Raw genomic sequence first — 14742 nt, 5'->3', positions numbered from 1 at the left:
ATCAAGGAGATCAATAATAGATTGTAATATAATACAGCATGATTTACAACTAATCTCACTAATAAGCTTATAATTTATTTCATATATTCTATAATATGGCTTACAAAAGCCTCTTTTTGAGAATATGATGCGCTCAACAATTTTTTTGATGCAGATACTAATAACTCTCTATTACACATTAATTCGTATATCTTCTTAGCTAAAATATCTGGAGTAACAAATTCTTGATTATAACACCAAGATGCTCCCTGCTCTGACAATATACTAGCATTATGGTATTGGTGAGAGTTAGTAGATGTAGGCAAAGGTATAAAAATTGTTGGTAACCCTAATGTTACCAATTCTGCTATAGTAGAAGCTCCTGCACGAGAAATAACTAGCATAACACTAGGTTTAGAATAAATTTGATATATATCTGTAAAAAATTCCTGTATATTATATTTGATCTGAAGATTTTCGTAGATCTTAATTAGCTTTTCCTTTTCTCTATTATTCCTGACTTGTTGAGAAATTTCTATCTGAATAGAACTGTCTATACTGTATAAATACAATAATGTATCCGGTAGTAAGGATGCAAATATACTAGCTCCCTGACTACCTCCAAGTACTAAAATATGGAATATTTTTGAATCAAAATTAGCTTTTTTAGGCAATGATATAATTTTATTTCTTACTAAATGCCCTACATAAAAATTGCGATCCTTATATTGATCAGACATATTACTCACGTTTGTATATGCTAACCCTATCATTTTTGCAGAAGATTCAAAAAATTTATTAGCCTTACCTAAAATCGCGTCAAACTCATATAAAACTATAGGAATAGCTAAATATTTACTAATAAACAAAGCAATAAAACTAGCATAAGAACCAAAACCTACTGTAACATTAGGCCGATAATGCAAAATAAAAAATAATGTTTTAAAAAAAGCTATAAAATTCACTGCAACTGTAGTTAATAGCTTAAAAAAATTAGAAAAGTTAAATAACACCCTAATAACTTTAATATGAATTTTATTATGCTGTTGAAGTTTTTGATCTAAGTATTTTATACACCGATGATCTGTAAGTAGGTATATCTCTATATCATGCTGTAATAATTCTTCAATCAATGATATGGCAGGAAATAAATGCCCCCCTGTTCCACCAGCAACCAATAAAATTCTTTTCATATTAATGAATTTAATTTTGATTTTGCGTAATATTACTTCTTATGTGAGATATAGCGTGTTTGGTTAATAACCTACCCTTTGAAGTACGGCTTAAAAAACCTATTTGTATTAGATAAGGTTCTATAAAATCTTCTATAGCATCTTTTTGTTCAGATAAGCCAGCTGCTATAGTATCCACGCCAACAGGCCCTCCTTCATAATTATCATAAATAAATCTCAGATATCTAAAATCATTTTTATCCAACCCCACCTTATCTACTTCAAGATAATTCAATGCCATGTCAGCAACAGATTTATCTATAAAATCTTTCTTATACACCAATGCAAAATCTGCTGTACGCTTCAGTAAACGTAGAGCAATTCTTGGAGTCCCCCTTGATCTCAAAGCAATTTCTTTTGCAGCATCTAGATCTAAAGCTATAGAGAAGATTTCAGAAGATTTACAAATTATCTTAATAAGATCTTGATGATGGTAATAATCTAATCTTATCGGAATAAAAAACCTATCTCTTAAAGGATTACTCAAAAGCCCTAATCTTGTAGTGGCACCTATCAGAGTAAATCTATCAAGATCTATCCTCAAAGACCTTGCAGAATGCCCCTCACCTATCATAACATCCAACACAAAATCTTCCATAGCAGAGTATAAAACTTCTTCGATATTAGTATTTAACCTATGAATTTCATCTATAAATAATACATCGTGATTGCTAAGATTAGTTAAAATTGCTGCTAAATCTGCTGCTTTAGATAAAATTGGGCCAGATGTAGTTTTCAAATTAACACCTAATTCCCTAGATACGATATGAGCTAGAGAAGTTTTACCCAATCCTGGAGGTCCATATAACAAAATATGATCTAAAGATTCAGACCTAGATTTGGCTGCGCTAATAAATACCGATAAATTATGTTTAATATGATTCTGACCAATAAAATCAACCAAAGTTTTAGGACGTTGAGAATAATTTTTATCCTCATTCATCTCTTGTTGAGGTAAAATATTTCGCATATCACTTGCCTTTTAATGCTAACTTAATCAAATCTTCGAGAGATATATCTTTATTCTGGATAAATAATTTATGAATTACACTATGAGCAACATCAGCTTGCATACCTAAATTTGTCAATGCAGATATAGCGCTAGATAGCATTGTCATATCATGTGGGTTAATAGAAGCCACTTGTAAATTAGCTGCAATTTTTGGATTTGATGGGGTACTTACTGCAAAACGATCCTTCAATTCTATTATAATTCTTTCTGCAAGTTTTTTACCAATGCCAGCTATATCATGGAATATTTTTTTATTATTAGTACTTAATGCATAACTAATTTCTTCAGGTGAGATAGAAGATAATATGTTTAGACCCATTTTATTACCAACTCCTTTAACAGATGTTAATAGCAAAAAGCTATATTTTTCTGAGAAGTCATTAAAACCATATAAATCAAAATTTTCATCTCTGATATATGTATGTATAAATAATATTTTCTCCTCATTCAATACAAGATTAGCCAAGGTTTTACTAGAACAAAACACCATATAACCAATTCCAGAAACATCCAAGATCAGATGATCTGCATATACTGAATCTACTCTACCTACAATCTTGCCAATCATATTTGATACAAAAATTATCTACAATCCTGTAATATAACAAAATATTATGTAAAAAATAATAACCTAATACTTTAATATTGTATATATAATTTACATACATTGTTTCTATAATAGAACAGTATAATGTATATACTAATCATTATTATTAATATTTTGTTCATTATTTTTTTTTACGATAGTGGATCTTACTTTTTGATCATAATCCTTAAATATTTTTGGAATATTTATCTCTATTTTTTTATCCCTATGTGCCTTTACGATTCTTTTACCTGCTTCTAAATTAAACCCTTTATTAATTTTATTACTACCTAGAAATTCTGGTAGATCCATATAATTTACAGATGTGGTTTGATTGACTGCATTAATCATCTTTGAATCCCTATCAATAGGGATTTCACGTGATTCTATATTATTCTTGTCAATACTAGTGTCTGACGATGATTTATCTCCTCCTATACCTCCCATATCAATACTAGTGTCTGACAATGATTTATCTCCTATACCTCCCCTATCAATACCAGTGTCTGACAATGACTTATCTCCTCCTATATCCTGCATCATCTCAGTTTTAGTCAGATCTTTATTAGTAGAAACCTTTATCGATTCTGTACTGCTTACATTTTGTATTGTTTTACTTTTATCATCTTCAAATATTTTTGGAATATTTATCTCTATTTTATCCCTATGTGTCTTTACGATTCTTTTACCTGCTTCTAAATTAAACCCTTTATTAATTTTACTACTGCCCAGAAATTCTGGTAGATCCATATAATTTACAGATGTGGTTTGATTGACTGCATTAATCATCTTTGAATCCTTATCAATAGGGACTTCATGTGATTCTACATCACCACGTACTTTCTGAGCATTTGCATTATTATCGATAGGGAATTTCGACAACTCTACACCACCACGCGCTTTCTTGGCATTTGTATTATTAGTACTAGGTTTTTGTAATACTGATTTATTAGAATTTGGTTCTGGTATTCCCTCCATAATTCTACTCCTGCCTCTTAATTTATCAATTACTCCACGTTTAAAATTATTTTTAGCTTTTAAGAATTTTTTATAGATACCGCTAGATCTAACATTATGAGATATAGTTCTTTCTGGATCAGAGGAGGATATTACATTTGATAATGCATTTGCTAAAAATCTTGCAGATTTTACAAATAAGTATAACAAAAATATACTAAAATATATTTTAAATATACCATTCCAATGTAGAAAGTTACCTTGATGAAATTGCTCTATTCTATATTGATCATTAGGATTTTTAGGGTCAAGAAATGGTAAATCTGGATATCTCTTATCTATACACTCATATGGCGCACAAAATATTTTATCTCCAGTAACAGAAGTCTTCACATGAGATATAGGAACAACAATATCTGAAGTTTCCTTAACGAAATCTGATGATTTATAAGGTAAAGGATACCAATAGTGAATAAAAGGTAAAAGAGAAAATTTACATACTCTAAACCCAATTGAACTGTAAACTTCTTGCACTACTAAATTTGAAATTAAATAAAAACCTGTAAATAATACAATAGGCTGCAATGCATACATTACTAAATATTTTATCCAATTCATAAATAAATCACGAGTTATACTGAATAAAACACATGAGATAAAAATTGGTGCCATAGTAATAGTAATAGACATAAATATCAAAGATATCGTATATTTATACATAGCATCCATGAAAATCCACACTATTAATATGAATGCTACATATAGTGCTATAATGTATATTATCCCTGCTGCATTGACAAATATCAAAGCTTGCAACCTAATGGCTACGTTCTCTGAAAATATAAAGCCAATCACACCAGAATCTGATATCCCTCCAGCATTAAAAGATGACACCATAGATATTATCCATTCTACACCTTCTGTAAATATTATTAAGAGTTTATTATAAAAAAAATCCCAACTCTCATTAGTATTGACTAATAGTGATAATGCAGCAATTTTTATCAATCTCATTACTAGATCTTTATTAGAGATATCAATATTTCCAATAAAATATAACAAAAATGTCCAAATAACATACAGAGTAATCAATATTGTTACTAATCTGGTATATTGAATATTATTAATAATTCTGTTATATAATTTGTGCACAACACCATCTTCACTACTAAGTAGAAAATTTTTTATTAATAAAGCTACTCCATTATAATCCTGTGAAGCGGTTGTATCACCCACTCCAGATTTGACAATAAGACGATATTTACCAGAATTAGTATCATAAAAATTACTAAAAAATTTAAATAATAAGCTACCTTGTTTGAATCCCTTCATTTCCTTTTTTGTATAATAAATACCAGAAACTTTATGAAGTTTAGAGCTGCGACTATTTGGATAATTAAAAAAATTATATTTTTTATTGTCCAAGTTATATAAATAAAATATCTTAAATTGGTTACTATTTGTACTATTGATCTCATAAGGAGATAACCCCCCATATAATCCTAACCCATCAGTGAATAAACATAATTTATTCTCTAATCCAATATTACCACCCAGTGCAATAGAATTTGTTATAAGGTTACATTTAGGTAATGTTTTACAAAATTTCGATAAACTACCATCAGCATTCATATAGCTTCCATACCAACTACACCAAGCTGAAACTTCTGTATTATTATCATCTTTATTATAAGAATTAACAGTAATAACTAGTGGAGCACCATTCAATACCAATCCATTAGGTGCATACCACGGCATATATTCTGATGAATATATCATATGATCATTCAATACTGTGGGATATTGTGCATTCACATCAATATATTTATATTGACCAAAATCTTCAGCATCTATGCACGGCTCATAATAACAGGATTCTAATAGTAAAAATAATATTAATATTATTAACTTAAAATATGACATATAACCGAAATTAACCCTTATTCCTCATATTATCTACTTACCTTGCTTATCACATCGTCAACCACGGCTGCATTTTGCATTGAGGTAATAACAGTAACGATTGATCTAGTGTACTCTGGTAAAACGGATGATATTTTACCAAAAATATATATAATGAATGTTGATAACATAATATCTATGTAATTTATGTACAGCATATTTGCGTTAATAAATTCTTGAATAGTACTAGGAGTAGTAACTATAGGTTGGTATTGTATATATTGTTCATGCAAAATTGCTATCCCAGCAACATTGAGCTCCAATGGATTAATTGACAATTGTTGTGAAGAAACCGCCTGGTATAAAAATACTGATATATGCTGTTCTAAAAATAATAAAAATAGCATGAGTATTATTGCATTAAGCATAATAGCAAACATGACCCCAAACCAATTTGATAGCATAATTTGTGTATGTTCAAATAACATAAAAACTGCAAAAAGTGGAAATAACACTATCAATACAGACAAAAATAGAAAGGATAATGTGTAATTTACTATAACGCGCAATACAAGAACTAAAATACGATACATCGAGATAATTAGCATAATAGTGGTAAAAAACATTATACTAAAAAGCTGATATATAAGTAATTCAAGTACGTATGGATTCAAATATTTACTCAATATTAAATCGATCCAAGAAAAAGGATTACTTGAATCTACCAATTGATCACTATTTACTATATTAATAATTAATTGATTAATGGATTCAGTAAATATACGAAACAAATAGTTATTAAAAAAATCCCAACTGGCATCACTAACTAAAGTTATAATAATTGCAATTTTCATAACTCTTATTGCCAAATCTTCAACTGATATTTCTACACGTCCCATTAAAAATAATAATCCGTAAATTGTGATATATAATATTAAAGTAGTATGTACAATATTCTTAACATTATGATTGCCTATAATATAGTGATACATGATATTTGTTACAGAACTTAACTGCTGTATTAAGGACTGGATTATTGGGTAAATCATATCTTGAAAAAAGCTACTTGCGGTGTAATTACTTAAATTAACTACGATATTACCTGCTATATTGCCATTATCTTCTGCATTGACAACCTTTAGCCATATATTACCGGAAGTAGTAGCATTAATTGTATTTTGGTCTGCAGTTAATATTGTACCTACTACATCATCATCGGGTGGAGTATCAGAAATACTATATGAAACTTGATAATCATTATTAACTATTTTGTGATATATATCCAATTTCATGATATACCCTCCAAAATGCAAAAATTTCACATGATCTACTTGATTCAAACGTAGTCTCTCATCAAAAAAATTAATATTTTGACCAGCTAAATTCCAATCTGCAAATAATTGAAAATAATCTTCTGCTGAAATCATACCAGATATTGGCCTAGAATTATCAAGATCAAAAATCAATGTCTTATCAGAATCAATTTTATTATAGTGAAAAAAAGCTCCTATATTAGAACCATTCCAGTGATTGATAGGAAATTTTTCATTACTATCTTTTATTACATCACCACCTAAAATAATTTTCATACCTTGCCCATATTTATTAATACATAAACCAGAACTTCTATTAGTACATTCTGGTATATTTCTAGTATTTGGTATAACAATTTGATTATAGGAAGAATTTTCAGGCTTTGTAGTGATTGGGTTCCCAACCAATATATTATATCCTATATCTGTTCCAATGATTCCATCTGGTATAATTTCCGGACAATGATCAGGCAGTGTAATATAACCAGTAACCCTATTTCTACTATTATGAATAGCAGCTATAGATTTATTAGTTTTACTAGTTTTTCTAGGAAAACTCTCAATATTCAAACATCTAAAACATAATGCATCATCCCCTAAATCCGCCATATCTTTACCGGTATTTGATGCTGTACACACATTACTACAGTAAGAATTATTGATTTCATCAGGAGTAATAATACCCCTATTACATACATTACAAGGACCTTCTATATTAAATTTTTGATTAACTGTAATAACATTATCACCAGCGTGATCTAATTTTTCAGAATTAGAAGAAACAGAGTTATTTTCATGTAGGACATGTTTTAAAACCAATTCTTCATTATCTGCTACGTTAAATTTATTATAATCTATATGCCATTTTCTTACATATCTACATTGAGCAATATTGATTACTTGCCCTCCAAGCAGTCTATTAGTTATTTTATGCCCTATTATACTACCCAATGCAGTATCAAATTTTAATGTATCCGGATGCACTACACGAAATAAGTTAGGGAATAACTTTCTAACTATAGACCAATTTTCTATTAACCAATCCCAATTACTAATAGTCCAATTCTGGCTACCTGTATATTCTGCTTGCAAAAATGACCATAGCACGTGAGCATTAATATAATTCCAAATTTTACAACTATGTTGATTATCTCTACATGATTCCCATGTTTGAGATACTGTCCAATTGAACATATCTTTATACTTACTAAATGTAGTATCTGAAGCAATATAATAGGTATAACCAGTATTAGTACCTCTATACCTGTTAAAAGCAGTTAATATTTCTCCTGCAATATTTTTCCAACTCTTTTTAGGAGGAGTAACAGGAAAACTATAAAGATCTTCTGAATAAGAACCATAAACATCTGGTACCCAAAAGGTTGTAGGTATAGGAATAGCAAAAGGAGGAATAAACTCCCAAGCTAAATCAATGGTACCTCCACTATTTCTCGCTACACATTGGTACTGGTAAGCATTTGTTACTGATGGATCATAAAAATCTTCAACTTTTCTATCATAATATTGGTCAACTACAAATTTCATTTTAGTATTATGATCCGCCCAATTATCTATATCGATACCCAAGCAATTATAACAAGCAGAGTCACTTATATTATTTGTTAAAGTAGCTAACTCATTATCATTTCTAGAATCAGAGATTGAGTTACATGATGTACAATGTTTGTATATACTACTTAAATCTTCATAGGTGATTTTATGATGGCAATGTTTACCACTATCTTTAGCCCTACCAGGAATAAATAGCTTGTTATAATAAATAATACCTGACTTTAATATGTTCCTAAAATTAGGTTTAGCTACATAATTTTCAGAAGGTTCTATAGGTAAATTATCTTTCAAAGTAATTACCAATGTATCACCTTTAGTAAGTGGAACCTGATTAGAAACAGGCAAAAATGCTGAAGGATTAATTGTATCTATATCTTGCTTTTCTAACGCAAGTAAATTTCCAGCAAATTCCTCATATGAAATGTTTTTTTGGCTGCGTACTACCTGGGGCTTAGCAAATCTAGGATCTATACGAAATAATACATAATATGTTTCATCAGGCTCAGGGTTATTTCTAACCTGAGATATATCTTCAGATGGTAATTGATTTTTATCTAACTTAATCTTAACATTATTACCAGCATTTACATGTAATGTTGAATCTATCCAATTAGCGTTAGATACAGCTAATGAAATAACCTTGTTGTCAACTACCCCATACCCTGGTACAGTAAGGGTTGCAGGAGAAGATACTGTTTGATTATTAGTAAAAATATTAGTTGGAGAATCAATATTCTCAGCACTACCTAAAATAGTAAAATCAGTAATAACAAATATTATTATAAATAATATAAAGTAGATTTTGTTGTATCTTATTACTTTAAACATATTAATATTCATGAATTATTATCTTTACTATCTTTAGTATTAGATTGTAATTTTTTACTATTATCTTTACTATTTTTAGTATTAAATTGTAATTTCTTACTATTATCTTTAGGGAATTCTGTCAATTTATTATCAATGAACTTTCGTGGGGCATGATACAGATTTTTACTAAATTTATATAAATTACGCCCCACGTTATAAGATGTTTTCACGGTTGTATTATTAGCTTTAAAAGCCCTAGTTTGAATAACATTATAACCAAATATATTTTTTGTAGATTGATCTATAGAATTAACAGCGCTTCTAGCATAATTATTAATTCGCACTTTTTTAGACGTAAATTTTTCCTTCATGGATGCTCTAATATTAGAGACAGGCTGTGATTTCCATATTTTGTTACCTGCAAATTTTATAGCCTTGTAAGAATATATGGCTGTTGTATGTAACGGATGGCTTATCATATACCCCACAGCAGCATAAGTATTGGCAGTATTTTTAAGAGATACAGATAATCCTTTAGTACGTGATGAAAATCGTAAGCTCTTATCAGTGATAGATTTAGATAAAAAATTAGGAGTTAGCCTTGTTTTTATTGTGCTCTCCTTACCAGAGATTTTATTGAATATTTTTTTTGCTCCATATTCTATACCATATAACGAGCTCTCCACTGGCTTAACTAATTTTGCAGCAACATTACCAGCTATTTCTACAGATATTCTGCTAGCATTTACTATCCTGGCCCTTCTTCGCTTAGCGGACGACATAGCTAATGGGATTTTGCTTAATCCTACAAATGGAGCTTTTACTATTTGTGATGGACGTTTGATAATATGTGTTAAAAAAGCATTTTTTACATTACTAAACAAATCATTCCCATCATTATCTAACAGAGAATTGAGGGTATTAGAAATAAATCCAGTATATTCAAACATTACAACCCCTATCATGATCAGTGTTACTATTTCACCAAATGAAATATTCATTACATCTGTAAATTCTAATCCCCATGGCATGAATAACTGTAAACAAAATAATGGGTGGCCTGCTGTTATAAACTCTGCAATATCTACAAGAACAGGTATACCTAATACTATATCACTCAAATATATAGGGAGAGCACATTTAATACATACGCTATAACCTAGAATAGAATCTAAAAAATACATAAATAATTTCATTAACATAATCACCCCTGTAAGCATAATTACAGGTTCTAATATGTAATAGAAAATTCTATTGACCCAATTATAAAATAGAGATTTAGTAGTATCAAATAACAAAAATACTAAGAATATAGGAGATAAAGTTAATAATACTCCTAAAACAAAAATTGCTGCCAGATAAGAGACAATCACCTTAATAGAAACATAACTAACAATTCCGACAATAGATAAAACAAGCGCCACGTAAACTACTCCATGTATTCCTATAGCAAATAATGCAAAAATCTGTTTCCAAAATACTTCACTAAAAAATATTTGGGTAAAAATGCTTGTCAGAAAATCAAAAGGATCACCACCTGTCTGACCATTAATACTTTGTATAAGTTCATCACCTGCCTTAATTACCAAATCAAATATATATTTATTAAAAAATTCAAAAGTTTGACCACTTATTAATCCAGCTATGATAGCTATTTTACTGATATGGATTATTAATTCAGTAGTATTAATATTAACCATTGCAAATAGAAACATTACAGTGTAAACAATGATATATATTGTTAATATATTTTTAATATACAAGAAAAAATCGATACAATCAGAAGTAACCTCTTCTGTAGAAGTTACATCAGAATAACAGGTTATATTCTTAAAATAATTTCTTACGTTATGTTGTATTATATTAATAAAATCTTCTTTAAGGGGTTTAAATATTGATGTCACCGGATTCAATAAAGCAGTGTTATCACCCCAAGAGATAGCATACTCGCCTTCGCTGTGAATGTAGTTTTCTTCATCATTTTTGATTCTAAGAAAAATTTTACTATTATCATCAGTAATATTAATGGATCCTTTATTATCTGAGTTCAATACAGCGACATTGCCATTAATAGATGATGATATAAAATCTGTACTACCATGTTTTATAAGATATTCTATTTTACCATTATTACTTAATCCATCATCAATACCCTTTCCATTTAAACTCTGACATGTAGAATGCTGAACATATAATATATATCCTCCTGTATTTGCAGAATTATTATTATGAATATTATTAAGAAACTTTAACTGTAAATATTTATTACTAACTTTACTAACAGAATTCTCAATTGAATCTTGTTTATCAAAAAAAATAGGTATTTTACCTTTGATTCCAACAGTATCAGAAGAAAAATTTTTTGTAGTGACTATATCATACTCGCTATCATCCTTAATATTTATGGTATCTGAATCTGCAACTGTAAATAATAATCCTGCTGCATCATTTGCAGAATACCAAGACTTAATGCTATTGCTATAATCTGAACTATTAATTGTATCTTGATCATTCATGCAATCTAAATCACGTTTAAAATCCAGCTTATTTAATAGCTGACTCCATGAATAAATATATTGATCCTGATACGGGATAGGGAGTCTTGCTAATTCATTAATCCCTCCTGTTCCACAGCTTTTGATATAGTGCCCAGAGTACCTGCTATACCTTCCACACACCGGATGATATATAATTTTGTTATTAGTACAATCTGCTACTATCAACTCTTTATCAAATTCACTAATATAATGTACTTGGCTTAAAGATTTTTGATCTGGTTTTATATATACAGATATTAAATCATTTTTATTTAACTTTAATAAATTACGCTGAAGATTTTTTGCATCAAACACCAGTGATATTTGCTTATCGCTGCCTACTGGTGGTATATAGATTATATTACCATCTCTATCAGTATTGGTATTTGATTCCAAATTATTATTAGGCAATCTAGATCTACACAACCCTACTCTACCACTAACAGTAAAATCAAAAACATCTCCACGTTGAAATTGCTTATCTACATTCAGCCATTGCCCGTAATGAATAGGGTTGGCTTTAGAATCTGAAGATAAATCTTTATATAAGCCATTGGCTTTCAAAATTAGGGTACTATAGCTTAAAGATACAAATTCAGAATTTGTTGAACCATCCTTACCATATCTCATATAGCAAGAACGCCCATGAAAAATTAGAAATATGATTTGAAATATAAAAATCAATATTGCCCCAAGGAATACCAACTTATACAGGATAAGAAATAACTTCATGGCAACTACAATTATATACTTATTTACTATTCATCTATTAATTCAAATCTTAAAAAAACTTCATATAACCACCTCCACTCACACGCAATGCTAGGCCAGTAAATGTCTTAAATAAAATTAACATTACAATATTTAAGACAATAATCTTTAATATGTATATATCCAAAGATTGGTTATAGGATAATTTTTCTTGCTGCCAATCATATCCATGATAGTATCTCATTAATTGATACATCACACTTTGTTCTTTACAGACACTAATATCAGTATCTGGCAAAATCATTTCGAAACTGCTAAAATATTTAGTGATATTATTCCCTGATTGATCTACATTAATCCTATAGTCATGTTTAAGGATCTCACAATTTTTCATTAACTCTTTATTCTCGAATAGTAAAAAAAAACCAATAAAGGTAATAAATACTACTGGTTGCACAACAGCAGATATCATTAATTTTAACCATCCATTAAAATATTCCTTAGTTTGTTCAAACAATACCATTGGTATAAAAATAGGCGATAAATACCCGAGGACATAGATCGTCATGATTGATATAATATATATAGCTGTATAACTAAAAATTAAAAATAAAACAGAAGATATAAAAATCAATAGACCGATACAAAATAATAAGGTCTTTGTTCCTGAACGAAATGCGGCCCATATTACAGTAAATATATTAAAGGAATCTATAGTATTAATAGATATTGGCATATCATCGGAATCAGAATTTCTAGATAATCGCCTATCATCACTGACAGAATCAGTATTTAATTTTGCTAACCCCGATTCTAAAGCACCATCAAACATACTATGATTACCATAAATAAAATTTGCTCCTAAATAGTAAGAGATGATACACTCAAATTTATCCCATAATAGCATACCCTGATGTCCTGATTCATACTTGCTTATATCGAAATTACATAACTTATTATTATTAGATTGCATTGCAGTAAGAATTCTTGTAGTAAGGTAATTGGTAAGCTCAATCAACATTGGTAATACATGATCTATTAACGCATTTGCATTGGTGCTTTCTGATATATCATCACTAATACCAGTTTTGCCTATACCTATAGAAAGATAACCTACTAAAATAATTGTTAAAACAAATTTAGCAATTTCTGCAGTTGACATGTAATGATTTCTAGAATTTATATGTAACAAAATATTAATACCATAAATTATCACATATAAAATTAATGCTGCTTTAACTGCATATTGGATCCAACCTTGAAATTTATAAAAAGAATTTAATAAATAATCATTAGAAGAGCGTGATGATATTTTATCAACACCATCTGAAGAGATATCAACACAACCATCATATTGATAAAAACTATTGTATATAGATTTTACAAGACATTCCATGAATCTACCTATAGTGTTCAATAGGCTCTGGCTATAGTGATTTGTTCTATAACATTGTATGAAAGACTGGCCACATTTTGTACCCAACTCCTCAGTACGCAAATTATCATGCTTAATACGTGCAAACAGCGGTATATTGCCATCTATTGTTGAGAGCACAATATAGCTACCAATAGCATTAGAGATATTTTTAATATATCTTTTCTCTAAGACATTACCATTCATACTAGAAATATGATCTAAATCTAAGACTTTAATGTCAATAGACTGATTTTTGTTTAATACATGTATATCACTATTACAATATTTGTGTCTATCTTCAGTTGGTATAAACTGATTATATAAAGCATCCCCTATAGTATTTTCAGAAATACAAAAAATAAATTTTTCATTATTACCATTAGTACAATCAGCCTGATCATTAGCAAATATTAGAATTTTTGGATAAATATTTCTATATGCCAGATCAAAACTCTGATAAACACTAATTAAAGGTCTTTTACAGATGACCATTTTTTCAGAATTCAAAGCAAAAGAAATAATATGGGAATAAACTATAGCTGATACAATCACTATATATTTAGTCATAGAAATATCAAATTATCACTATCATCAAAAAATTTTTGAATTGGTATGATATATATTATAATATTAATTATTAGTTAACTATTTAATTATATATAAATAATCTAATATTTCTTAAGCTTGATACATCAAAGCCACTAACGAAAAGAA

The 14742-nt window shown here is 29.0% G+C and carries 7 protein-coding genes; all 7 read right to left on the bottom strand.

Annotated features, from left to right (window positions below; genetic code table 11):
* Positions 1 to 74: 74 nt before the first annotated feature.
* Positions 75 to 1172 (bottom strand): UDP-N-acetylglucosamine--N-acetylmuramyl-(pentapeptide) pyrophosphoryl-undecaprenol N-acetylglucosamine transferase, encoded by a 1098-nt coding sequence (locus IHI24_RS02215; protein ID WP_194966435.1) that lies wholly within the window; start codon positions 1170 to 1172, stop codon positions 75 to 77.
* A 10-nt stretch (positions 1173 to 1182) separates the two neighbouring features.
* On the bottom strand, positions 1183 to 2181 hold the full coding sequence (gene ruvB / locus IHI24_RS02210) for a Holliday junction branch migration DNA helicase RuvB (protein WP_194966434.1): 999 nt from the start codon (positions 2179 to 2181) through the stop codon (positions 1183 to 1185).
* Between the two features lies 1 nt (position 2182).
* Positions 2183 to 2791 (bottom strand): Holliday junction branch migration protein RuvA, encoded by a 609-nt coding sequence (gene ruvA, locus IHI24_RS02205; RefSeq protein WP_194966433.1) that lies wholly within the window; start codon positions 2789 to 2791, stop codon positions 2183 to 2185.
* A 132-nt stretch (positions 2792 to 2923) separates the two neighbouring features.
* Entirely contained in the window at positions 2924 to 5689 is a 2766-nt protein-coding gene (locus IHI24_RS02200) for a TrbL/VirB6 family protein (RefSeq protein ID WP_194966432.1), read from the bottom strand.
* A gap of 29 nt (positions 5690 to 5718) precedes the next feature.
* Positions 5719 to 9381, bottom strand: coding sequence for a TrbL/VirB6 family protein (locus tag IHI24_RS02195; RefSeq protein ID WP_194966431.1), 3663 nt, complete (start codon positions 9379 to 9381; stop codon positions 5719 to 5721).
* Positions 9382 to 9389: 8 nt separating this feature from the next.
* A complete protein-coding gene (locus IHI24_RS02190; protein WP_194966430.1) occupies positions 9390 to 12530 on the bottom strand; it encodes a TrbL/VirB6 family protein in 3141 nt (1046 codons plus the stop codon).
* 151 nt (positions 12531 to 12681) lie between these two features.
* Entirely contained in the window at positions 12682 to 14595 is a 1914-nt protein-coding gene (locus IHI24_RS02185; RefSeq protein ID WP_194966429.1) for a TrbL/VirB6 family protein, read from the bottom strand.
* Positions 14596 to 14742: the final 147 nt, after the last annotated feature.

Source organism: Rickettsia endosymbiont of Cardiosporidium cionae (assembly GCF_015476335.1).
Classification (GTDB): domain Bacteria; phylum Pseudomonadota; class Alphaproteobacteria; order Rickettsiales; family Rickettsiaceae; genus JADHZC01.
The sequence above is the reverse complement of the archived record's forward strand: the minus strand, read 5'-3'. Positions and strand labels throughout refer to the sequence as shown.